The sequence below is a fragment of the Streptomyces sp. FXJ1.172 genome (genome assembly GCF_001636945.3).
In the GTDB taxonomy this organism is placed as follows: domain Bacteria; phylum Actinomycetota; class Actinomycetes; order Streptomycetales; family Streptomycetaceae; genus Streptomyces.
The window spans coordinates 7,102,501-7,124,525 of the sequence record NZ_CP119133.2; the positions used below are offsets into that span (position 1 = coordinate 7,102,501).

Annotated in this window: 16 protein-coding genes, 2 rRNA genes and 1 pseudogene (1 of these 19 running past the window's edge); 14 read left to right on the forward strand and 5 right to left on the reverse strand. The window is 71.1% G+C overall.

What is annotated here, in order from left to right; genetic code table 11:
• From A6P39_RS31935 to A6P39_RS31945, 4 genes and pseudogenes are all read left to right on the forward strand, one after another.
• A 23S ribosomal RNA gene (locus A6P39_RS31935) occupies positions 1 to 2,675 on the forward strand (it extends 434 nt beyond the left edge of the window).
• Between the two features lie 104 nt (positions 2,676 to 2,779).
• A 5S ribosomal RNA gene (gene rrf / locus A6P39_RS31940) occupies positions 2,780 to 2,896 on the forward strand.
• A 62-nt stretch (positions 2,897 to 2,958) separates the two neighbouring features.
• Positions 2,959 to 3,849: pseudogene (locus A6P39_RS45595) on the forward strand (tetratricopeptide repeat protein); the annotation flags it as partial.
• Between the two features lie 300 nt (positions 3,850 to 4,149).
• Positions 4,150 to 4,932 carry a tetratricopeptide repeat protein gene (locus A6P39_RS31945; protein WP_067052916.1) on the forward strand — a complete coding sequence of 261 codons (783 nt, stop codon included), beginning with the start codon at positions 4,150 to 4,152 and terminating at the stop codon, positions 4,930 to 4,932.
• Between the two features lie 102 nt (positions 4,933 to 5,034).
• On the opposite strand, the gene A6P39_RS31950 is transcribed toward A6P39_RS31945, so the two are convergent.
• The gene (locus A6P39_RS31950; protein ID WP_067052721.1) at positions 5,035 to 6,318 is read right to left on the reverse strand and encodes a DUF1015 domain-containing protein; all 1,284 of its coding nucleotides are present in this window, start codon (positions 6,316 to 6,318) and stop codon (positions 5,035 to 5,037) included.
• 73 nt (positions 6,319 to 6,391) lie between these two features.
• On the opposite strand from A6P39_RS31950, the gene A6P39_RS31955 reads away from it, so the two are divergent.
• The 4 genes from A6P39_RS31955 to A6P39_RS31970 all read left to right on the forward strand — a co-directional run bounded on the left by A6P39_RS31955 (position 6,392) and on the right by A6P39_RS31970 (position 10,441).
• The gene (locus A6P39_RS31955; protein WP_067052724.1) at positions 6,392 to 7,420 is read left to right on the forward strand and encodes an HAD-IIA family hydrolase; all 1,029 of its coding nucleotides are present in this window, start codon (positions 6,392 to 6,394) and stop codon (positions 7,418 to 7,420) included.
• An 86-nt stretch (positions 7,421 to 7,506) separates the two neighbouring features.
• Positions 7,507 to 8,550, forward strand: coding sequence for a FecCD family ABC transporter permease (locus A6P39_RS31960; protein ID WP_067052726.1), 1,044 nt, complete (start codon positions 7,507 to 7,509; stop codon positions 8,548 to 8,550).
• A gap of 11 nt (positions 8,551 to 8,561) precedes the next feature.
• On the forward strand, positions 8,562 to 9,593 hold the full coding sequence (locus A6P39_RS31965) for a FecCD family ABC transporter permease (protein WP_107304474.1): 1,032 nt from the start codon (positions 8,562 to 8,564) through the stop codon (positions 9,591 to 9,593).
• Positions 9,590 to 10,441, forward strand: coding sequence for an ABC transporter ATP-binding protein (locus tag A6P39_RS31970; protein ID WP_199840950.1), 852 nt, complete (start codon positions 9,590 to 9,592; stop codon positions 10,439 to 10,441). The genes A6P39_RS31965 and A6P39_RS31970 overlap by 4 nt, the downstream gene beginning before the upstream one ends.
• A gap of 12 nt (positions 10,442 to 10,453) precedes the next feature.
• Here the strand turns inward: A6P39_RS31970 and A6P39_RS31975 are convergent, their stop codons facing one another.
• Positions 10,454 to 10,801: an SCP2 sterol-binding domain-containing protein gene (locus A6P39_RS31975; RefSeq protein WP_067052731.1), complete on the reverse strand. Its 348-nt coding sequence runs from the start codon at positions 10,799 to 10,801 to the stop codon at positions 10,454 to 10,456.
• Positions 10,802 to 10,843: 42 nt separating this feature from the next.
• Here A6P39_RS31975 and A6P39_RS31980 point away from each other — a divergent pair, with 42 nt between their 5' ends.
• The 6 genes from A6P39_RS31980 (at position 10,844) to A6P39_RS32005 (ending at position 16,854) form a co-directional block, all read left to right on the forward strand.
• Complete coding sequence (locus A6P39_RS31980) at positions 10,844 to 11,122, forward strand: hypothetical protein (protein WP_067052733.1); 279 nt, start codon at positions 10,844 to 10,846, stop codon at positions 11,120 to 11,122.
• Positions 11,123 to 11,155: 33 nt separating this feature from the next.
• Positions 11,156 to 11,971 (forward strand): TlyA family RNA methyltransferase, encoded by an 816-nt coding sequence (locus A6P39_RS31985; protein WP_067052735.1) that lies wholly within the window; start codon positions 11,156 to 11,158, stop codon positions 11,969 to 11,971.
• The gene (locus A6P39_RS31990; RefSeq protein ID WP_067052737.1) at positions 11,968 to 12,885 is read left to right on the forward strand and encodes an NAD kinase; all 918 of its coding nucleotides are present in this window, start codon (positions 11,968 to 11,970) and stop codon (positions 12,883 to 12,885) included. Before A6P39_RS31985 ends, A6P39_RS31990 begins: the two co-directional genes overlap by 4 nt.
• Before the next feature lie 39 nt (positions 12,886 to 12,924).
• Complete coding sequence (gene recN / locus A6P39_RS31995) at positions 12,925 to 14,667, forward strand: DNA repair protein RecN (RefSeq protein WP_199840951.1); 1,743 nt, start codon at positions 12,925 to 12,927, stop codon at positions 14,665 to 14,667.
• An 11-nt stretch (positions 14,668 to 14,678) separates the two neighbouring features.
• Positions 14,679 to 15,425, forward strand: a complete 747-nt coding sequence (locus A6P39_RS32000; protein WP_067052739.1) for a hypothetical protein — start codon at positions 14,679 to 14,681, stop codon at positions 15,423 to 15,425.
• Between the two features lie 292 nt (positions 15,426 to 15,717).
• The gene (locus tag A6P39_RS32005) at positions 15,718 to 16,854 is read left to right on the forward strand and encodes a glycosyltransferase family 4 protein (RefSeq protein WP_067052741.1); all 1,137 of its coding nucleotides are present in this window, start codon (positions 15,718 to 15,720) and stop codon (positions 16,852 to 16,854) included.
• Here A6P39_RS32005 and A6P39_RS32010 read toward each other — a convergent pair.
• The 3 genes from A6P39_RS32010 to A6P39_RS32020 all read right to left on the reverse strand — a co-directional run bounded on the left by A6P39_RS32010 (position 16,851) and on the right by A6P39_RS32020 (position 21,887).
• Positions 16,851 to 18,497 carry a PucR family transcriptional regulator gene (locus A6P39_RS32010; RefSeq protein WP_067052743.1) on the reverse strand — a complete coding sequence of 549 codons (1,647 nt, stop codon included), beginning with the start codon at positions 18,495 to 18,497 and terminating at the stop codon, positions 16,851 to 16,853. The two genes, A6P39_RS32005 and A6P39_RS32010, sit on opposite strands and share 4 nt — an antisense overlap.
• A gap of 68 nt (positions 18,498 to 18,565) precedes the next feature.
• On the reverse strand, positions 18,566 to 19,948 hold the full coding sequence (locus A6P39_RS32015) for an FAD-binding oxidoreductase (RefSeq protein ID WP_067052745.1): 1,383 nt from the start codon (positions 19,946 to 19,948) through the stop codon (positions 18,566 to 18,568).
• Between the two features lie 136 nt (positions 19,949 to 20,084).
• Positions 20,085 to 21,887 (reverse strand): glycoside hydrolase family 15 protein, encoded by a 1,803-nt coding sequence (locus tag A6P39_RS32020; protein ID WP_067052748.1) that lies wholly within the window; start codon positions 21,885 to 21,887, stop codon positions 20,085 to 20,087.
• Positions 21,888 to 22,025 lie beyond the last annotated feature (138 nt).

A 22,025-nucleotide genomic window follows, 5' to 3' on the forward strand; every position in this document is an offset into this window, starting at 1 on the left:
GGCTCGTTTGAGAGATACCCAAGTAGCACGGGGCCCGAGAAATCCGTGTGAATCTGGCGGGACCACCCGCTAAGCCTAAATATTCCCTGGTGACCGATAGCGGATAGTACCGTGAGGGAATGGTGAAAAGTACCCCGGGAGGAGTGAAATAGTACCTGAAACCGTGTGCCTACAAGCCGTGGGAGCGTCGGATGCAGCTTGCTGTATCTCGTGACTGCGTGCCTTTTGAAGAATGAGCCTGCGAGTTTGCGGTGTGTTGCGAGGTTAACCCGGGTGGGGAAGCCGTAGCGAAAGCGAGTCCGAACAGGGCGTTTTAGTAGCACGCTCAAGACCCGAAGCGGAGTGATCTAGCCATGGGCAGGTTGAAGCGGAGGTAAGACTTCGTGGAGGACCGAACCCACCAGGGTTGAAAACCTGGGGATGACCTGTGGTTAGGGTGAAAGGCCAATCAAACTCCGTGATAGCTGGTTCTCCCCGAAATGCATTTAGGTGCAGCGTCGTGTGTTTCTTGCCGGAGGTAGAGCACTGGATAGGCGATGGGCCCTACCGGGTTACTGACCTTAGCCAAACTCCGAATGCCGGTAAGTGAGAGCGCGGCAGTGAGACTGTGGGGGATAAGCTCCATGGTCGAGAGGGAAACAGCCCAGAGCATCGACTAAGGCCCCTAAGCGTACGCTAAGTGGGAAAGGATGTGGAGTCGCACAGACAACCAGGAGGTTGGCTTAGAAGCAGCCACCCTTGAAAGAGTGCGTAATAGCTCACTGGTCTAGTGATTCCGCGCCGACAATGTAGCGGGGCTCAAGCGTACCGCCGAAGTCGTGTCATTCATATATATAGCCCCAACGGGTGTATGGATGGGTAGGGGAGCGTCGTCTGCCGGGTGAAGCGGCACTGGAAGGTAGTCGTGGACGGTTGACGAGTGAGAATGCAGGCATGAGTAGCGATTCACACGTGAGAAACGTGTGCGCCGATTGACTAAGGGTTCCTGGGTCAAGCTGATCTGCCCAGGGTAAGTCGGGACCTAAGGCGAGGCCGACAGGCGTAGTCGATGGATAACCGGTTGATATTCCGGTACCCGCTGTGAAGCGTCAAACATCGAGCATCGTGATGCTAAGGCCGTGAAGCCGTTCCGGACCCTTCGGGGAAAGGAAAGTGGTGGAGCCGCCGGACCAAGCGGTTAGTAGGTGAGTGATGGGGTGACGCAGGAAGGTAGTCCATCCCGGGCGGTGGTTGTCCCGGGGTAAGGGTGTAGGACGCTGTCTAGGTAAATCCGGGCAGCATGAGTCTGAGACCTGATGCCGAGCCGATTGTGGTGAAGTGGATGATCCTATGCTGTCGAGAAAAGCCTCTAGCGAGTTTCATGGCGGCCCGTACCCTAAACCGACTCAGGTGGTCAGGTAGAGAATACCGAGGCGTTCGGGTGAACTATGGTTAAGGAACTCGGCAAAATGCCCCCGTAACTTCGGGAGAAGGGGGGCCATTCCTGGTGAGGGGACTTGCTCCTCGAGCTGGGGGTGGCCGCAGAGACCAGCGAGAAGCGACTGTTTACTAAAAACACAGGTCCGTGCGAAGCCGTAAGGCGATGTATACGGACTGACGCCTGCCCGGTGCTGGAACGTTAAGGGGACCGGTTAGCTCCATTTCGGTGGGGCGAAGCTGAGAACTTAAGCGCCAGTAAACGGCGGTGGTAACTATAACCATCCTAAGGTAGCGAAATTCCTTGTCGGGTAAGTTCCGACCTGCACGAATGGCGTAACGACTTCTCGACTGTCTCAACCATAGGCCCGGTGAAATTGCACTACGAGTAAAGATGCTCGTTTCGCGCAGCAGGACGGAAAGACCCCGGACCTTTACTACAGTTTGATATTGGTGTTCGGTTCGGCTTGTGTAGGATAGCTGGGAGACTTTGAAGCAGGCACGCCAGTGTTTGTGGAGTCGTCGTTGAAATACCAGTCTGGTCGTGCTGGATGTCTAACCTGGGTCCGTGATCCGGATCAGGGACAGTGTCTGATGGGTAGTTTAACTGGGGCGGTTGCCTCCTAAAGGGTAACGGAGGCGCCCAAAGGTTCCCTCAGCCTGGTTGGCAATCAGGTGTTGAGTGTAAGTGCACAAGGGAGCTTGACTGTGAGACCGACGGGTCGAGCAGGGACGAAAGTCGGGACTAGTGATCCGGCGGTGGCTTGTGGAAGCGCCGTCGCTCAACGGATAAAAGGTACCCCGGGGATAACAGGCTGATCTTCCCAAGAGTCCATATCGACGGGATGGTTTGGCACCTCGATGTCGGCTCGTCGCATCCTGGGGCTGGAGTCGGTCCCAAGGGTTGGGCTGTTCGCCCATTAAAGCGGTACGCGAGCTGGGTTTAGAACGTCGTGAGACAGTTCGGTCCCTATCCGCTGTGCGCGTAGGAGTCTTGAGAAGGGCTGTCCCTAGTACGAGAGGACCGGGACGGACGAACCTCTGGTGTGCCAGTTGTTCTGCCAAGGGCATGGCTGGTTGGCTACGTTCGGGAGGGATAACCGCTGAAAGCATCTAAGCGGGAAGCCTGCTTCGAGATGAGGACTCCCACCCACTTGATGGGGTAAGGCTCCCAGTAGACGACTGGGTTGATAGGCCGGATCTGGAAGCCAGGTAACTGGTGGAGGTGACCGGTACTAATAGGCCGAGGGCTTGTCCTCAGTTGCTCGCGTCCACTGTGTTAGTTCTGAGGCAACGACCGTTGCCGGCTTAGAGCAGAACACACAACAGAAGAGTGTGCTTGTTCGCTCGAAACCATTAGGGTTTCGGTGGTCATAGCGTGAGGGAAACGCCCGGTTACATTCCGAACCCGGAAGCTAAGCCTCACAGCGCCGATGGTACTGCAGGGGGGACCCTGTGGGAGAGTAGGACGCCGCCGAACAATCTTTGGAGGACCCCTGGTCCCAGCGTTCAGCTGGGACCAGGGGTCCTTTTGTTTTTACAATGCTTGCGGTACCGAAGACAGGAGTCACCATGTCCACCAACTCTCCCGACGACCGACCGGAGCGCGACCAGCGGCGACGGGACAGTGGTGACCGGGGCGACCGTGGTGGCTACCGCGGAGACCGTCGGGACAGCGACCGTCGCGCCAACGACCGCGGTGGCTATGGCCGGCGCGATGACAACCAGGGCGGCTTCCGCCGTGACGACCGCCGTGACGACCGCCGTGATGATCGCCGTGATGATCGCCGTGGTGGTTTCGGCGACCGTGGTGACCGTGGTGGGTTCGGTGGTCGTAGGGACGATCGTCGTGAGGGGGACCGGGGTTCTCGTCCGGCGTTCCAGCGGGACGACCGTGACCGTGGGCCGCGTCGTGACGACCGCCGTGACGACCGTGGTTTCCGGCGTGACGACCGCGGGGGTGACCGTCCGGCGTTCCGCCGTGACGACGACCGCCGTGGCTACGACCGGCGCGACGACCGCCGTGACGACGACCGCCGTGGCTACGACCGGCGCGACGACCGCCGTGACGACCGGGGCGGCTACGGTCGGCGCGACGACAACCGCGGCGAGCGCGGTGGCTACCACGGCGATCGCGACCGCGGTGGCTTCCGCCGTGACGATCGCCGTGATGACCGGCGTGATGACCGTCGTGGTGGTTTCGGTGATCGTGGTGATCGTGGTGACCGTGGTGGGTTCGGTGGTCGTAGGGACGATCGTCGTGAGGGGGACCGGGGTTCTCGTCCGGCGTTCCAGCGGGACGACCGTGACCGTGGGCCGCGTCGTGACGACCGTCGTGACGACCGTGGTTTCCGGCGTGACGACCGCGGGGGTGACCGTCCGGCGTTCCGCCGTGACGACGACCGCCGTGGCTACGACCGGCGCGACGACCGCCGTGACGACCGCCGTGACGACCGGGGCGGCTACGGCCGGCGCGACGACAACCGCGGCGACCGCCGTGACGACCGGGGCGGCTACGGCCGGCGCGACGACAACCGCGGTGAGCGTGGTGGCGAGCGCGGTGGGTTCCGGGGCCGTGACGACCGCGGTGGCCGTGGGCCCCGCCGTGACGACCGCGGTGGCCGTGCCGGTGGCTTCCGCCGTGACGACAGGCGCGACGACCGTCGGGACGACCGCCGTGGTGGTGGCCGCTTCCGCGACGAGCGCGACCGGGACCGCGAGCCGATCAAGCGGCTGCCGATCCCGGAGGACGTCACCGGCGACGAGATCGACAAGGACGTCCGGCAGGAGCTGCAGAGCCTGCCCAAGACGCTCGCGGAGGATGTCGCCAAGAACCTGGTGATGGTCGCCCGGCTCATCGACGAGGACCCCGAGGGTGCCTACGGCTACTCCAAGGTGGCCCTGCGCCTGGCGTCCCGCGTGGCCGCCGTACGGGAGGCCGCCGGGTTCGCCGCGTACGCCAACCAGAAGTACAGCGAGGCCCTCGCCGAGTTCCGGGCCGCGCGCCGGATGAGCGGCAGCGTGGAGCTGTGGCCAGTGATGGCCGACTGTGAGCGTGGGCTCGGCCGGCCGGAGAAGGCGCTGGACATGGCCGGTGCCCCGGAGGTGCACAAGCTCGACAAGGCCGGTCAGGTCGAGATGCGGCTCGTCGCGGCCGGAGCCCGGCGTGACATGGGCCAGCTGGACGCGGCCATCGTGACCCTGCAGAGCCCCGAGCTGGCCTCCAACGCGGTCCAGCCGTGGACCGCCCGCCTGCGCTACGCCTACGCCGACGCCCTGCTGGCAGCCGGCCGGGACGGCGAGGCACGGGAGTGGTTCGCCAAGGCCGTCGAGGCCGACCGGGACGGCAGCACGGACGCCTCGGACCGGCTCGCCGAGCTGGACGGTGTGGAGTTCGTCGACGCCCTCGACACGAGCGAGACCGAGGCTGCCGGGGACGGCGAGGCCGCCAAGGCCTCCGAGGAAGACGCCGAGGACGGCGACCAGGACGTCGACCAGGACGGCGACCAGGACTGACGTCCGTCACCGAGACGAAGGACTGACGTCCGTCACTGAGAAGAGGGCAGGCTCCCTGGGAGCCTGCCCTCTTTCGTGTGCCCTCTTTCGCGTGCCGTCGGCTCAGATCTCCAGCGCTCGCAGCACCAGCCCCGACGCCGGTTTCGGGCCGAACGACGTCGACTTGCGGGGCATGGTGACTCCCTGGCGGGCCAGGTCGCGTACGACCTCCTCGCGGACCGGGTGCATCAGGACGGCCGTACCGCCGTCGCGTTCCGCCTTGGCGACCGTCGCGGCCGTGTCGTGGATGTAGGCGATGTGGGCGGGGGAGTCCTCGGGGATGTGCCAGACATGGTCGAGGAGCGCGGCGTGCAGGACGGTGGCGTCCAGGGAGCGCCAGGCGGCCGGGCGGTCGGCCGGGATCGTCCGGGCCAGCAGGTCGGGGTCGGGGTGGTCGAGCAGGTGGAAGGCGCCGTCGCCGGCCAGCAGGAAGGCGTTGCCCGTGCAGGTCGCGTCCGCGAGCACCTCCAGGGCCTCGGCGAGGGGCACCTCGAGGCGCCGTACCCGGAACAGGCCCTCCACCGCGGCCAGCGCGTCCGCCACCGGCAGGCCGTGCAGCAGGCGGTGGATGGCGCGGACGCGCAGCGGGTAGCGGGCGGTGTCGACGAGCAGGACCAGGCCGTAGTCCCAGGGGCTCGGGGCGGACTGTTCCGCGCGGAGCAGCCGGTAGGTGGCCCAGCGGTGGTGGCCGTCGGCGATCAGGGCCTGGTGCTGGGCGAGGTCCGTCCGGATGCGGTCCAGGTCGTCCGGGTCGGTGACCGACCAGAGACGGTGGTGGAAGCCGTCCTCGGTGGTCGTGGAGAGCAGCGGGGGTTTCTCCGCCGTGCGCTCGACGACCTCGGCGGTCCCTCCGTCGCCGCGGTAGGTCAGCAGCAGCGGTTCCAGGTTCGTGCGCGTGGCGCGCATCAGGGCCGCGCGGTCGGCGACCACCGGCGGCATGACGTCCTCGTGCGGCAGCACCACGCCCTCCGACGGCTCCGAGACCCGCAGCGCGCCGATCACACCGCGCTGCAGCAGGCCGTCGCCGTCCCGCTGCTCGTAGACGTACAGGCCGGGCTCCGGGTCCGCGGTGAGGATGCCCTCGGCCAGCCAGCGGCGCAGGGTGCCGGCCGCCTGCTCGGTGCGGGCGCTCGGGGTGCCGGCCTCGGGCAGGATCAGCCGGACGATGTTGTGCGGGTCGGCGGACTGGAGGTGGTGCACCCCGTCGGGGCGTACGACGACGTCGTACGGCGGGGAGGTGACGGCGGCGAGGCTGCCGACCCGATCGGGGTCGTAGCGAAGGCCTCGGAACGGCGTGAGTTCCAGGCCTCGGCGCACCGTTGCTTCCGAGTGACCTGCAGTGTTCATCCCGGCATCGTACGTGTGTCAGTGGTATGCGGGATGATCGGGGGAAAGGCCATCGAACGAGGAGCGATGTGGAATGAGCCAGGCGGTCAGGACGAGGCCCGAGGGCACTGGGCAGCCCCTGAACGAGGCGTACGACACGGCGCTGCTCGACCTGGACGGGGTGGTGTACGCGGGCGGGAACGCGATCGCGCACGCGGTCGACTCGCTGGCGGTGGCGCGCTCGGGCGGGATGCACCTGGCGTACGTCACGAACAACGCCCTGCGCACCCCGGACACCGTGGCCGCGCATCTGACGGAGCTGGGCATACCGACGGGCGCCGCGGACGTCATCACTTCCGCGCAGGCCGTGGCGCGGCTGATCAGTGAGCAGGTGCCGGCCGGGGCGCGGGTGCTGGTGATCGGCGGTGAGGGGCTGCGGGTGGCGCTGCGCGAGCGGGGGCTCGAGCCGGTGGAGTCGGCGGACGACGATCCGGCGGCTGTCGTCCAGGGCTTCGGCGGGCCCGATCTGACGTGGGGTCGCTTCGCGGAGGCGTCGTACGCGGTGGCGCGCGGGGTGCCGTGGTTCGCGTCCAACACGGACCTGACGATTCCGAGCGGGCGTGGGATCGCACCGGGCAACGGGGCGGCCGTGGAGGTCGTACGGATCGCGACGGGCAAGGAGCCCCAGGTGGCGGGCAAGCCGCTGCCGCCCATGCACAAGGAGACGATCATCCGCACCGGCGCCGAGCGGCCGCTGGTCGTCGGGGACCGGCTGGACACGGACATCGAGGGTGCGTTCAACGGCGGGGTCGACTCGCTGCTGGTGCTGACCGGGGTCACGGACGGCGCCCAGCTGCTCGCGGCGCCGCCGCAGCACCGGCCGACGTATGTCGACGCGGATCTGCGCGGGTTGCTCACCGGGCAGCCGGAGGTCACGGCGGAGGGCGACGGCTTTGGCTGCGGCGGGTGGACGGCGACGGCCGGGGCGGACCGGCTGGAGCTGGAGGGTGACGGCGAGGCGCTGGACGGGCTGCGGGCGCTGTGCGCGGCGGCCTGGACGGCGGCCGGACAGGGCTCCTGCGAGCTGGACGGAGGCAAGGCACTGGCGCGCCTCGGACTGTGACGGGCGGTCCCGGAGACCGAGCGGTCCCCGGGGCGGAGTGCACCCGGGGATCGAGATTGATAGCGAGGGTAGGCTAACCTAACTTCGTGTTGGTCGACAGTCCTCAGGAACAGCGCGCGGAGACCGCGCCCGCGCCCCCAACTCGACAGGCGGTAAGGGCCCTTGGGCTCCTGCTCTCCGTCGCGGCCTTGCTGCTCGTCGCCTTGGCGAGCATCGCGATCGGGGCGAAAGCGCTGTCGCCGGACCAGGTCTGGCACGGCCTGTTCCATGACACGGGGGCGTACGGCGACGTCGTCGTGGACGAGCGGCTCGCGCGCACCTGGCTCGGTCTGCTGTCCGGTGCCGCGCTCGGGCTGTCCGGCGCCGTTCTCCAGGCGCTCACCCGCAATCCGCTGGCCGATCCCGGGCTGCTCGGGATCAACGCGGGTGCCTCCGCCGCCGTCGTCACGGCCGTCACCTGTTTCGGCGTCACCAGCCTGACCGGCTATGTGTGGTTCGCCTTCCTCGGGGCCGCGGCGGTCGGTGCCCTGGTCTGGTTCCTCGGTGGCGGCCGGGGTGCCACGCCGGTCCGGCTCGCGCTCGCCGGTACGGCCATCAGCGCGGCCCTCTACGGCTATCTCCAGGCCGTGATGATCATGGACGACGCGGCTCTGGGCAAGATGCGCTTCTGGACGGTGGGTTCGCTGGCCTCGGCCACCGATGCGACCGTCCTGCAGGTGCTGCCGTTCCTCGCGGCCGGCATGCTCCTGGCACTCGCACTGGCCCGGCCGCTGAACGCCGTGGCGATGGGCGACGACACCGCCCGCGCCCTCGGTGCCAACCTGGGCCGCACCCGCGCCCTCGCCATGCTGGCCGCCACCGTGCTGTGCGGTGCCGCGACCGCCGCCTGCGGCCCGATCGTGTTCGTCGGCCTGATGGTGCCGCACGTCGTGCGCTCCTTCACCGGCCCCGACCTGCGCTGGATCCTGCCGTACGCCACGGTCCTGTCGCCCGTGCTGCTGCTCGGCGCCGACGTCATCGGCCGGGTCGTGGCCCGCCCCTCGGAACTCCAGGTCGGCATCGTCACCGCGATCATCGGCGGCCCGGTCTTCATCTTTCTCGTACGACGGCGGAGGACGGCCCAGCTGTGAAGACCCGATCCATGAACCGGGCCGTACGCACGCCGGGCGGCCTCTCCCTGCGCCTGGACCTGCGGGCCCTGACCGTCGTCGTCCTGCTGCTGGCCGCCGCCTGCGCGGCCGGCGTCGCGCTGATCGGCACCGGGGACGCGAAGATCCCCGCGGCCGACGTGCTCAGGACCCTCGCCGGCGACGGCAACGCGTACCAGGACTTCATCGTGCGCGAGCTGCGGCTGCCGCGCGTCCTCGTCGGCCTGCTGGTCGGCGCCTCGCTCGGCCTCGGCGGCGCCCTGTTCCAGTCCGTGTCCCGCAACCCGCTCGGCAGCCCGGACGTCCTCGGCCTGTCGCAGGGTTCGACGGCCGGTGCCCTGATCGTCATCGTGCTGCTGTCCGGCAGCAGCACGCAGGTCACCGTCGGCGCGCTGATCGGCGGCCTGGCGACCGGGCTCGCCATCTACGCGCTCGCCTGGAAGCAGGGGGTGCACGGATACCGGCTCGTCCTGGTCGGTATCGGTGTCTCCGCGATCGCCACCGCGGTCAACGGCTATCTGCTCACCAAGGCCGACCTGGTCGACGCCGCCCGCGCCGTCGTGTGGATGACCGGCTCCCTGGGCGGCCGCGACTGGGACCAGGTCTGGCCGCTGCTCGGCCTGTGCGCCGTCCTCGTCCCGCTGGTCCTCGTCAACGCGCGCGGCCTCAGGATGATGGAGATGGGCGACGACGTCGCGAACGCCCTCGGGGTGCGGGTGCAGCGTGTCCGGCTGGTGCTGATGGTCTGCGCCGTACTGCTCACCGCCGCCGCCACGGCCGCCGCCGGACCCGTCAGCTTCGTCGCGCTGACCGCGCCGCAGCTCGCCCGCCGCCTGACGCGCTCGCCGGGGCCGAACCTCGTGCCCTCGCTCTGCATGGGCGCCGCCCTGCTGGTCGCCGCCGACTGGGCCTCGCAGCGTGCCTTCGGCGCCGACCAGTTGCCCGTCGGAGTGGTCACCGGCGTGCTCGGCGGCGGCTATCTGCTGTGGCTGCTGGTCACCGAGCGCAGGGCGGGCCGGATATGAGCGCCGTCCCCGAGTCACTCAGCAAGAGGAGCACTGTGAACCGCCTGTCCGCCGAGAACGTCACCCTCGCCTACGACCAGCGCGTCATCGCCGAGCAGTTGTCGGTGGAGATTCCCGACAACTCCTTCACGGTGATCGTCGGCCCGAACGCGTGCGGCAAGTCGACGCTGCTGCGGGCGCTGTCGCGGATGCTCAGGCCGAGCGCGGGCCGGGTGCTGCTCGACGGGCAGGTCATCCAGTCGATGCCCGCGAAGAAGGTGGCCCGGACCCTCGGCCTGCTGCCGCAGTCGTCCATCGCGCCCGACGGCATCACGGTCGCCGACCTCGTCGGCCGGGGCCGCTACCCGCACCAGGGCCTGCTGCGCCAGTGGTCGGCCGAGGACGAGCGGGTCGTCCAGGAGTCCATGCGGCGGACCGGGGTCGCCGAACTGGCCGACCGGTACGTCGACGAGCTGTCCGGCGGGCAGCGCCAGCGGGTGTGGATCGCCATGGCGCTGGCCCAGCAGACCCCGCTGCTGCTCCTGGACGAGCCGACCACCTACCTCGACATCCAGCACCAGATCGACGTCCTCGACCTGTGCGCCGAGCTGCACGAGGAGCAGGGGCGGACGCTGGTGGCGGTGCTGCACGACCTCAACCACGCCGCCCGCTACGCCACTCACCTCATCGCGCTGCGTGGCGGCGAGGTCATCGCCGAGGGCGCCCCGAACGACATCGTCACGGCCGAGCTGGTGGAGAAGGTGTTCGGGCTGCGCTGTCAGGTCATCGACGACCCCGAGACCGGGACCCCGCTGGTGGTGCCGGCCGCGCGCGGGGCACGGGCGGAGCGGATCACGGCAGCTTCCTGAGCCGGAGGCGGATCACAGCAGCTTCCTGAGCCGGAACAGGTCCAGCAGGCTCGCCTCCAGCTTCACCCGGCCCGTGCCCCAGGCGGTCGCGAAGTTCAGCTCGCCGCCCACCAGGGTCACCAGGTCGTCCCCCGCCATGGCGAGCCTGATCTGCGCCTTCTCCCGTGGCGGACCGGTGTGGGTGTCGTCCACCTCGATCCGGCCGCCGGTCATCCGGCCCACGAAGGTGACGTCCAGGTCGGTGATGTGGCAGCTCACCGAGCGGTCCAGGGCGGCGGCCGCCCGGACGTCGCCCTCGGCGCCCTGCATGTTGTCCGAAAGCTTTCCCAGTGCGGCGCGGCACTCCTCGATCGTGGCCATCGCCCCCGACGGTACCCCAGCGGTTCGGGGTAGCGTCGGGGCATGAGCGAGTCCGTGTCCGAGGCCGACACCGTCACCGGGGCCGAGGCGGCCGTCGAGGCCGAACCCGAGTACGACCCTGCCGCGCCCGCCCCGTTGAACGTCCCGCGCACCCCCACCGGCAACGCCGAGGTCGACGCCCAGCTCGACCGGCTCGCCGACACCGACCACCTCGCCACCGACGGACATGTCGAGGTGTACGAGGATGTGCATCGGGGGCTGCGCGACGCGCTCACCGCGCTCGACGCCCGCCCGGGACCTCCGGCGCCCCCACGGTCGTAGACAACAACAGACAAAGCAGGAGCTGAACCGAACGTGGCAGGAGTCGCACGCCGTCGTCTGGACGCGGAGCTGGTCCGCCGGAAGCTCGCGCGCTCGCGCGAGCACGCCGGCCAGCTGATCGCCGCCGGGCGGGTCACCGTCGGCAAGACCGTGGCGACCAAGCCGGCCACCCAGGTGGAGACGGCCGCGGCGATCGTCGTGCGGGCCGACGACAGTGACCCCGACTACGTCTCCCGGGGCGGCCACAAGCTCGCGGGCGCGCTCGAGGCCTTCGTCCCGCTGGGGCTCGCGGTCGAGGGCCGGCGCGCGCTGGACGCCGGCGCGTCCACCGGCGGCTTCACCGACGTCCTGCTGCGCGCCGGCGCCGCCCACGTCGTCGCCGTCGACGTCGGATACGGACAGCTCGCCTGGTCTCTGCGAAACGATGAACGCGTCACCGTCAAGGACCGTACGAACGTCAGGGAGTTGACGCTCGATACGATCGATGGGGAACCTGTGGATCTTGTCGTGGGCGATCTGTCCTTCATCCCGCTCGGGCTGGTGCTGCCGGCCCTCAAGCGGTGCGTGAAGCCGGACGCCGACCTGGTGATGATGGTCAAGCCGCAGTTCGAGGTGGGGAAGGAGCGGCTCGGCAGCGGGGGTGTCGTACGGAGTCCGCAGCTGCGGGCGGAGGCCGTGCGGGCAGTGGCCGAGAAGGCCTGGGAGCTGGGGCTCGGGGTGCAGGGTGTCACCGCGAGCCCGCTGCCCGGGCCCTCGGGGAACGTCGAGTACTTTCTCTGGCTGCGGGCGGGGGCACCCGAGGTGGACCCGGCCGACGTCGACCGTGCAGTGGCGGAGGGGCCGCGTTGACACAGAACCTGGCGCGTACTGTTTTCCTGCTCGCCCACACCGGGCGGCCCGCGGCGATCCGCAGTGCGGAACTCGTCGTCAAGGGCTTGCTGCGGCATGACATCGGGGTGCGGGTGCTGGAGGAGGAGGCGCGCGACCTCCCGCTCCCCGAAGAGGTGGAGCTGGTCAAGGAGGCGACTCCGCAGTGCCTCGACGGATGCGAGCTGCTGATCGTCCTCGGCGGCGACGGCACGCTGCTGCGGGGGGCCGAGTTCGCCCGGGCGTCCGGGGTGCCGATGCTCGGCGTCAATCTCGGACGCGTCGGATTCCTCGCTGAGGCCGAGCGGGACGACCTCGACCGGGTGGTCGACCGGGTGGTGGCGCGGTCGTACGAGGTCGAGGAGCGGATGACCGTCGACGTCGTCGTGCACCGCAACGGGGACATCGTGCACACCGACTGGGCGCTGAACGAGGCGGCCGTGCAGAAGGCCGGCGCCGAGAAGCTGCTCGAGGTCGTGCTGGAGATCGACGGGCGGCCGGTGACGGGGTTCGGGTGTGACGGTGTCGTGCTGTCGACCCCGACCGGGTCCACCGCGTACGCCTTCTCCGCCGGCGGACCGGTGGTGTGGCCCGAGGTGGAGGCGCTGCTGATGGTGCCGATCAGCGCGCACGCGCTGTTCGCCAAGCCGCTGGTGACCTCGCCGGATTCGGTGCTCGCGGTGGAGGTTCTGCCCCATATTCCGCCGGGTGTGCTGTGGTGCGACGGGCGGCGGACCGTGGAGCTGCCGCCCGGGGCACGGGTGGAGGTGCGGCGGGGGGCGGTGCCGGTGCGGCTGGCCCGGTTGCACCATTCGTCGTTCACGGACCGGTTGGTCGCGAAGTTCGCGTTGCCGACCACGGGGTGGCGGGGGGCGCCGCACCACTCGACGGAGTGAGAAGGGCGGCCTGTGTGCACTCCCCGCCCCGGACCTCGTATGGTCTGTTCCGTGTTGGAGGAGATGCGGATACGGTCGCTCGGGGTCATCGACGATGCCGTCGTCGAGCTGTCGCCGGGGTTCACCGCGGTCACCGGTGAGACGGGTGCGGGCAAGACCATGGTGGTCACCAGCCTGGGGCTGCTGCTCGGCGGGCGGGCGGATCCGGCGCTCGTGCGGATCGGGGCCGGGAAGGCGGTCGTGGAGGGACGGATCACCGTCCCCGCGGGCGCGCCCGTCGTCGTACGCGCGGAGGAGGCCGGTGCCGAGCTGGACGACGGGGCGCTCCTGATCAGCCGTACCGTTTCCGCCGAGGGACGCTCGCGCGCGCACGTGGGCGGGCGCAGTGTGCCCGTCGGGCTGCTCGCCGAGCTGGCCGACGACCTGGTGGCCGTGCACGGGCAGACCGACCAGCAGGGACTGCTGAAGCTGTCCCGGCAGCGGCAGGCCCTGGACCGGTACGCGGGCGACGCCGTCGCCGTACCGCTGGCGAAGTACGCCGAGGCCTACCGGCGGCTGCGGGCCGTCTCCGCCGAGCTGGAGGAGATCACCACGCGCGCGCGTGAGCGGGCGCAGGAAGCCGACATGCTGCGGTACGGCCTCGACGAGATCGCCGGGACCGAGCCGCGGGCCGGGGAGGACGCCGAGCTGGCCGAGGAGGCGGAGCGGCTGGGGCACGCCGAGGCCCTGTCGGCCGCCGCGACGGCCGCGCACGCCGCTCTGGCGGGCAACCCCGAGGACCCCGAGGGGATCGACGCCCAGGCCCTCGTCGCGGGCGCCCACCGGGCGCTGGAGGCCGTGCGTTCGCACGATCCGGCGCTGGCCTCCCTCGCCGAAAGGATCGGCGAGATCGGGATCCTGCTCGGCGATGTGGCCGGCGAGCTGGCGGGGTACGCCGACGACCTCGACGCCGATCCGCTGCGTCTTGCGGCCGTGGAGGAGCGCAGGGCGGCCCTGACCGCCCTCACGCGCAAGTACGGCGACGACGTCAATGCCGTGCTGGCGTGGGCCGAGCAGAGTGCCGCCCGGCTCACCGAGCTGGACGGCGACGACGAGCGGATCGAGGAGCTGACCGCCGAGCGCGACGCCCTGCGGACCGGACTGGGCGGTCTGGCGCAGGCGTTGACGGACGCGCGGACGGAGGCCGCCGAGCGGTTCGCCGCCGCCGTGACCGCCGAGCTGGCCTCGCTGGCGATGCCCCACGCGCGCGTGTCCTTCGACATCAGGCAGACCGAGGACCCGGAGGGCGTCGAGGTCGGCGGGCGGACGGTCGCCTACGGGCCGTCCGGCGCGGACGAGGTCGAACTGCTGCTCGCCCCGCACCCCGGTGCTCCGCCGCGGCCCATCGCCAAGGGCGCCTCCGGCGGTGAGCTGTCCCGCGTGATGCTGGCCGTCGAGGTCGTCTTCGCGGGCACCGACCCCGTGCCGACGTACCTCTTCGACGAGGTCGACGCCGGTGTCGGCGGCAAGGCCGCGGTGGAGATCGGGCGGCGCCTCGCGAAGCTCGCCAGGACCGCGCAGGTCGTCGTGGTCACCCACCTGCCCCAGGTCGCCGCCTTCGCCGACCGGCAGCTGCTGGTCGAGAAGACCAACGACGGCTCCGTCACCCGGTCCGGGGTGAAGGTGCTGGAGGGCGAGGAACGCGTCCGGGAGCTGTCCCGGATGCTGGCCGGCCAGGAGGACTCCGAGACGGCCCGCGCGCACGCCGAGGAACTGCTGGCGACGGCCCGGGCGGATCTCTAGCGGGACTTAGGATGACCGGCAACCGAAAGTCCCGTTCCTTCCTGCTGTCCGCCGCGCTCACCCGGGTCGGCTACGCGATCGTGCGCGCCAACCCGCCAGGGGGAGCGGCGCGGTGGGAGAGGAAGAACCACGCCGGGCGGAGCGTCGGGCTGTACGCGGCGCCGGCCTCGGCGCTCGGCACGGCGGTCGCCGCCGCGCGGGTGCACCCCGGCGCCGGGCTCGCCGTGCTGGCCGCCGGGGCCTGCGGGGCGTACGACGATGTCGCGGGCGATCACCGGCGGGGCCTGCGGGCGCATCTCGGTGCGCTGCGCGACGGTGAAGTCACGAGCGGCACCGTCAAGTTGGCCGGGATCTCCGCGGCCGGACTCGTCGCGGGCGCGCTGCTGAAGGAGCGGCCGCTGGACAAGGTCCTCGCCGGGATCGTGATCGCGGGGACCGCGCACTTCGTCAACCTGGTCGACGTACGGCCGGGGCGGGCGCTCGGTGCCGTGCTGGCGCTCGGGGCGCCGGGGCTGCTGCGCAAGGGGCGGTCCGGTGAGCTGGCCGCCGCCGCGACGGGCGGCGCGGCGGCCGTGCTGCGGGAGGATCTGGGCGAGCGCGTCATGATCGGGGACACGGGGGCGCATGCCCTCGGTGCCGCGCTGGGGGCGGCCATCGCGGCGGGCAACCGGCGCGCGGGGTTGCTCGCGCACGCCGTCGCCGTCGTCACCGCCGCCGTGTACGGTGACCGGGTGACGGCGTGGGCGCGTTCGCTGTGACCGTCTGACCTCGTCGGACGCGTCGTACGGGATGGGTGCGCGCCGGGGGCTGTCCTCACCCGTGTGGGTGACGTGCTCCGGCGCATTGCCCCGGCCCACCGGACAGTGCGCCCGCCCGGGTTTCCCGGAACGACCGCACATCCTGGCATGCTTGGCGGGGAACGCGGGCGGTCGGCGGACCGGATCGGTCCGCGGGGGAGGCACGCGGGGTATGTCCTTCCGCCCCCTTGCGCCCGCTACCTTCTGTACGTTGCCTCGTGACCGCCCACGTCGAACCAGGAGCCCCGGCCCCGTGAGCCCCCTGAGCAGCAACGCGCCGCACGGCCAGTCGCCGCTGCGCACCGTGCAGGTGCTGGGCGGAGGCCACGCCGGCAGCAGCGCGCATGTGCGCTCCCTGGCCGAGGGGCTCGTGGCGCGGGGCGTGCGGGTGACGGTGTGCGCCCCCGTCGAGGCCGACCGCTTCTACGACTTCAGCGGCACCGGCGCCGAGCACGTGCACGTGCCGCGCAGCAGCGACCCCGTCTCCGTCGCCGCGCTCCGGGCGGCCTGCGCCCACGCCGACCTGGTGCACGCGCACGGGCTGCACGCCTCCTTCCGCACCGTGCTCGCGCTCAGCGGCCGGCCCACCCCGCTGGTGGTGACCTGGCACGACCGGGCCCGTGCGGAGGGCCCGCGGGCGCATCTGCTGCGGCTGCTGGAGCGCCGGGTGGTGCGCACCGCCGCCGTGGTCCTCGGCACCAGCTCCGACCTGGTGGAGCGGGCCCGGCGGACCGGGGCGCGGGACGCCCGGCTGGCCGCCGTCGGCCTGCCGGGACAGCGCACGCCCGTCGACCAGGACGACCCCGACCGGCGGCGCGCCAAGGTCCGGGCCGAACTCGGCGCGGGTTCGGGCCCGTTGCTCATCGCGGTCGGCTCCCTCGACCGGCACCGCGGCTACGACGTCCTGCTCGACGCCGCCCGCGCCTGGCGGGAGCTGGACCCCGTCCCGCTGGTCGTGATCGCGGGGGAGGGGACGCAGCGCCCGCACCTGATGCGGCGGATCGAGGACGAGGAGCTGCCGGTGCGGCTCATCGGGCGCCGCGAGGACGTGCCCGAGCTGCTCGCCGCCGCCGATCTGGCGCTGCTCACCAGCAGTTGGGAGTCGCGTTCCGTCCTCGCCCAGGAGGCGCTGTACGCGCGCGTGCCGCTCGTCGCGACCCGGGTCGGCGGCATCCCCGACCTCGTCGGCGACGCGGCCGAACTCGTCCCGTACGGCGATCCCGAGGCGCTCGCGGACACCGTCGTACGGCTCCTTGCGGACCCCGAACGCTGCCAGGAGCTGCGCGAGTCGGGGGTGCGGCAGGCCGCCAGCTGGCCGACCGAGGACGAGACGGTCGCCCAAGTGCTCAGCGTCTACGACGAGTTGACCCAGCCCCGGCCCCTCGCCTAGGGCACGTGGCGGCGGGCCCTGAGCGCCAGGCTCAACGCCAGTACCGCCTGCGGGTCGTCGAGGTCGGTGCCCAGCAACTCGCCGATGCGGGCGAGGCGGTTGTACAGGGTCTGCCGGTTCAGATGCAGTTCGCGGGCCGTCTCCGCCTTGCGGCCCGCGTGCGCCAGATAGGTCTCCAGGGTCGGCAGCAGCGGCGGCCGGGAGCGATGGTCGTGATCGCGCAGCGGGCCGATCGCGCGGTCCACGAAGGCGGCGAGGTCGGGGTGGTCGCGCAGCCGCCACAGCAGCAGGTCGATATCCAGGCGGCGGGCGTCGTACCAGGGGCGGTCCGTGAGGCCCTGGGCCGCCGTCGCGGTCTCCGCCGCGTGCCGCAGCCCGGCCGACGCGGCCGCCCAGCCGCCCGCCACGCCGACGACCACGACCGGCGGCGGCGAGCCCGGCCGGCGCATCCCGGCCCGCTCCACGCCCGCTCTGAGGGCCGCCGCCACCCGGTCGGCGACCGCCGCCCGCTCCGCCTCCGCGCGCAGCCCGAGCAGCACCGGCACCCGGCCCTCCACGGGCCGCACGCCCAGCAGCACCGGCACCCCGACCGAAGCCAGTTCCTCGGAGACCGCCCGCGCCAGCACCGCCCAGCCCCCGCCCGGGGAAAGGGAGTCGCCGATCCGCATCACCACGGGCAGCAGCGGGCTGTCGCCGGGCTTGAAGCCGAGCACGCGGGCCTGTGCCGGGGCGTCCTCCGCCGAGATGCGGCCCTCGGCGAGATCGGTGAGGAAGTCACCGCGCCCGCGGGCCGCCAGTTCCTCCTCCTGCCGGGCCTGCATCAGCACCACGGCCAGGATTCCCGCGGCCCGCTCCGCGGCGATCCGGTGCACGGGGGCCAGCGGCGAGCGGACCGGCAGCAGGGCGAGCCGGGCGCGCACCGAGCCCGCCGTACCGGGGCCGCCGCCGGGCACGTCCACGAGCACCGAACCGGCGGGCGGCGGCGCGTCCTTGTGCGGGTCGCGCAGCCCCTCCCACACCTGGAGCGGATCGGCGCCCTCAGGCCCCTCCCCGGCGGCGTACAGCAGCCGGCCGTCGGGTGTCTCCAGGAACACCGGGTTGCCGCTGAAGCCGGCCAGGATGCCCAGCACCTGCGGCACCCCGCCGCCGCCCAGCAGGGCCTCGGTGCAGCGCCGGTGCACCTCCTCGGCGCGCTGGAGCAGCGCGTAGTGGCCGTTGACGATCTCGGTGTGGACCTCCTCGGTCACCGTCACGAACGGCACCTCGCGGTGCAGCTGGACCAGTGGCAGCCCGGCGGCGCGCGCGGTGTCGACCAGAGCGGCCGGCAGCCTGGTGAACCGCGGGCCCAGCTCCACCACCAGGGCGGCGATCCCGCGCTCGGCGAGGGTGCGTACGAACGCCCGCTGCTCGGCCGGGCGGGTGCCGAGGCCGTAGCCCGTGGTCAGCAGCAGTTCGCCGCCCTTGAGCAGCGAGGCGATGTTCGGCACCTCGCCCGCGTGCACCCAGCGCACCGTCCGTCCCAGCCGGTCGGCACCCGCCAGGATCTCCGGCAGTCCGCTGCGCAGGCCCGGCAGCTCAAGGGCCCGCTGAACGGTGATCCCGGCGCCCTGGGTGTCGAATCGGCTGTCCGTACGGCTGTCCATGCAGCGGACGCTACCTGCGGGAACGCCCGGAGAACATCCCGGAGAACATCTCTGCGCACATCCGCGGGCTACACCGGTTTGACGTTGTGGCCGAAGCGGAAGACGTTGTCGGGGTCCCAGCGCCGTTTGACCTTCTCCAGGCGCAGGGTGTTGCCGGCGCCCAGTCCCGCCCGGACCCGCTCGGGGCCCTCGTCGCCGATGAAGTTGAGGTAGACGTCCCCGGTGCTCCAGGGCCGTACGTCCGAGCGGACCGCCCGTACCCAGGCGACGCACCGCTCGTCGTCGGCCGGGTCCTGCCAGATGCCGAACGGGTGCACCGCCCAGGGCGCGTCCCGGTACGGCACCGGGTACGCGTGCGGACCGGCCGCGACAGCCCCGCCCTGGGGGAACAGCATCTGCTGGTTGCCGGTCGGTACCGGCATGCTGTCCGCCCGGGCGCAGAAGACGTCCACCGCCTCGTCCGGCAGGGCGCTCAGGTACTCCGCCGACCAGTGGTTCCGCAGCCCCGGCGGCTGGTCGAGCATGCACTGCACCTCGGGGTACGGCATCGGGCCCACGACCTGCACCTCGTGCGGCAGCGCCAGCAGCGGCCCGGCGAGCTTGGGCAGGTTCTCCTCGCCGCCCGCGTAGGTCAGCAGCATCGCGCACAGCAGCCTGCCGACCAGCTCCGGCGGTACGAAGTCCCACGGCGGGCCGGTGAGGTACATCACCACGCCGCCCGCCTCGTCGGGGCCGGTGCGAAGGACCTCGCGGAAGGTGCGGACCACCCGCGGGCCGTACTCGGGCCGGCACAGCAGCAACGCGACGCAGAACTCCGGCAGTTCGTGCAGTTCCAGGGTGAGCGCGGTGGCGATGCCGAAGTTGCCGCCGCCGCCGTGCAGTGCCCAGAACAGCTCGGGGTTCTCGTCGGCGTTCGCGTGCACCCGCTCGGCGTCGGCGGTCACCAGCTCCACCGCGATGAGGTTGTCGACGGCGAGTCCGAAGGCGCGGTCCAGCCAGCCGGTGCCGCCGCCGAGGACGAAGCCGCCGACACCGGTGGTCGAGGCCCGTCCGCCGGTCGTCGCGAGACCGTACGGCTGGGTGGCCCGGTCCAGGTGGCTCATCGTGGCCCCGCCCTCGATCCGGACCGCCTCGTCCGCCGGGTCGACCGTGACCTGGTGCATCCGGCGCAGGTCCACCACCAGCGCGCCGTCGCCGAGTGCCGACCCGGCCACGCTGTGCCCGCCGCCACGCACCGCGATGTTCAGGTCCAGCTCCCGCCCGAAGCGCACCGCCCGGACGACATCGGTCACGTCCGAGCACTGGGCGATCACGGCCGGGCGCCGGTCGATCATGGCGTTGAAGACGGTCCGGGCCTCGTCGTAGTCCGGATCCCCCGGGGCGAACACCTCGCCGGATAGGTCCTCGCGCAGCGCGGCGAGAGCCGTGCGCGCCTTCGAGGGGGAAGCCATGGCCGCCCCTTCCGGAAGAGGGGTGTGCGTGCGTGCTCCCAGCCTAGGTGTGAGCCCCTCGACGGGGCGCGGGGAACTATGCGACCGGCCGCAACGGACCCGGGGACGGCCGACTCCCCGCCCCCGGGCCGAGCGCTCAGCCGCCGTACGCGCCCGAAGCCGTCAGCCGCAGGGCCGTGTCGATCAGCGGAACGTGGCTGAAGGCCTGCGGGAAGTTGCCGACCTGGCGTTGCAGACGCGGGTCCCACTCCTCGGCGAGCAGACCGAGGTCGTTGCGCAGCGCGAGGAGCTTCTCGAACAGCTTGCGCGCCTCGTCGACCCGGCCGATCATCGCGAGGTCGTCCGCCATCCAGAACGAGCAGGCCAGGAAGGCGCCCTCGTCACCGGGCAGGCCGTCGACGCCCGCGTGGGAGCCCTCGGTCGGGTAGCGCAGGATGAACCCGTCCGGGGTGGACAGCTCGCGCTGGATCGCCTCGATCGTGCCGATCACCCGCTTGTCGTCCGGCGGCAGGAAACCCATCTGCGGGATCAAGAGCAGCGAGGCGTCCAGCTCCTGGGAGCCGTAGGACTGCGTGAAGGTGTTGCGCTCCTTGTCGTAGCCCTTCTCGCACACGTCCCGGTGGATGTCGTCGCGCAGTTCCTTCCAGCGCTCCAGCGGGCCGTCCGCGTCCCCGGACTCGATCAGCTTGATGGTGCGGTCCACCGCGACCCAGGCCATCACCTTGGAGTGCACGAAGTGCCGGCGCGGCCCGCGCACCTCCCAGATGCCCTCGTCCGGCTCCTGCCAGTGGTCCTCGAGGTAGCGGATCAGCTTGAGCTGGAGCAGGGAGGCGTAGTCGTTGCGGGCCAGGCCCGTCATGTGCGCCAGGTGCAGGGCCTCGGTGACCTCGCCGTACACGTCCAGCTGGAGCTGGTGCGCGGCGCCGTTGCCGACCCGGACCGGGGCCGAGGCCTCGTAGCCCGGCAGCCAGTCCAGCTCGGCCTCGCCCAGCTCGCGCTCGCCGGCGATGCCGTACATGATCTGCAGGTTCTCCGGGTCGCCCGCCACCGCGCGCAGCAGCCACTCGCGCCAGGCGCGGGCCTCCTCGCGGTAGCCGGTGCGCAGCAGCGACGACAGGGTGATCGCCGCGTCGCGCAGCCAGGTGTAGCGGTAGTCCCAGTTGCGCACCCCGCCGATGTCCTCGGGCAGAGAGGTCGTCGGGGCCGCGACGATGCCGCCCGTGGGGGCGTACGTCAGCGCCTTGAGGGTGATCAGCGAGCGGATCACCGCTTCGCGGTAGGGCCCGTGGTACGTACAGTGCTCCACCCACTCGCGCCAGAACTCCTCCGTCGCCTCCAGCGAGGCCTCCGGCTCCGGCAGCGGCGGCGGCTCCTTGTGCGAGGGCTGCCACGAGATGGTGAACGCGATCCGGTCACCCGGGGCGACCGTGAAGTCCGCGTACGTCGTCAGTGACTTCCCGTAGGTCTCGGCCTCGGTGTCGAACCAGACCGAGTCCGGACCGGCGACCGCCACCGTACGGCCCTCGTTCCTGTGCACCCAGGGCACCACCCGGCCGTAGGAGAACCGCATCCGCAGGGCCGAGCGCATCGGCACCCGGCCGGTGACGCCCTCCACGATCCGGATCAGCTGCGGCGCGCCGTCACGCGGCGGCATGAAGTCCGTCACGCGCACCGTGCCGCGCGGGGTGTCCCACTCCGACTCCAGGACCAGCGAGTCCCCGCGGTAGCTGCGCCGGGAGGCCGCCGGCGGCTTCGCGTCGGCCGCGTGCGCCGGGCCGAGCCGCCAGAAGCCGTGCTCCTCGGTGCCCAGCAGGCCGGCGAAGATGGCATGCGAGTCGAAGCGGGGCAGGCACAGCCAGTCCACCGTGCCGTCCCGGCAGACCAGTGCCGCGGTCTGCATGTCTCCGATGAGTGCGTAGTCTTCGATGCGCCCGGCCACGTGCAACTCCAGTCGAACGGCCACGTCACCCCCGCGCAGGGGGGCTGTCGCTGATGCGGTCAAGGGGTCGTTGTTGTGCGTCGTTGAGCGGTGAAGCAAAGTAGCCCGCCGAGCCCTGAGGCAAAACGACAGTCCATG

Coding starts and splice junctions, on each gene's coding strand:
- A6P39_RS32000 (WP_067052739.1), top strand. CDS start 14,679: ATGACCGGCAACCGAAAGTCCCGTTCCTTCCTGCTGTCCGCCGCGCTC.
- A6P39_RS32015 (WP_067052745.1), bottom strand. CDS start 19,948: ATGGCTTCCCCCTCGAAGGCGCGCACGGCTCTCGCCGCGCTGCGCGAG.
- A6P39_RS31950 (WP_067052721.1), bottom strand. CDS start 6,318: ATGAACACTGCAGGTCACTCGGAAGCAACGGTGCGCCGAGGCCTGGAA.
- A6P39_RS31975 (WP_067052731.1), bottom strand. CDS start 10,801: ATGGCCACGATCGAGGAGTGCCGCGCCGCACTGGGAAAGCTTTCGGAC.
- A6P39_RS32010 (WP_067052743.1), bottom strand. CDS start 18,497: ATGGACAGCCGTACGGACAGCCGATTCGACACCCAGGGCGCCGGGATC.
- A6P39_RS31955 (WP_067052724.1), top strand. CDS start 6,392: ATGAGCCAGGCGGTCAGGACGAGGCCCGAGGGCACTGGGCAGCCCCTG.
- A6P39_RS31965 (WP_107304474.1), top strand. CDS start 8,562: ATGAACCGGGCCGTACGCACGCCGGGCGGCCTCTCCCTGCGCCTGGAC.
- recN (WP_199840951.1), top strand. CDS start 12,925: ATGGTCTGTTCCGTGTTGGAGGAGATGCGGATACGGTCGCTCGGGGTC.
- A6P39_RS31980 (WP_067052733.1), top strand. CDS start 10,844: ATGAGCGAGTCCGTGTCCGAGGCCGACACCGTCACCGGGGCCGAGGCG.
- A6P39_RS31970 (WP_199840950.1), top strand. CDS start 9,590: ATGAGCGCCGTCCCCGAGTCACTCAGCAAGAGGAGCACTGTGAACCGC.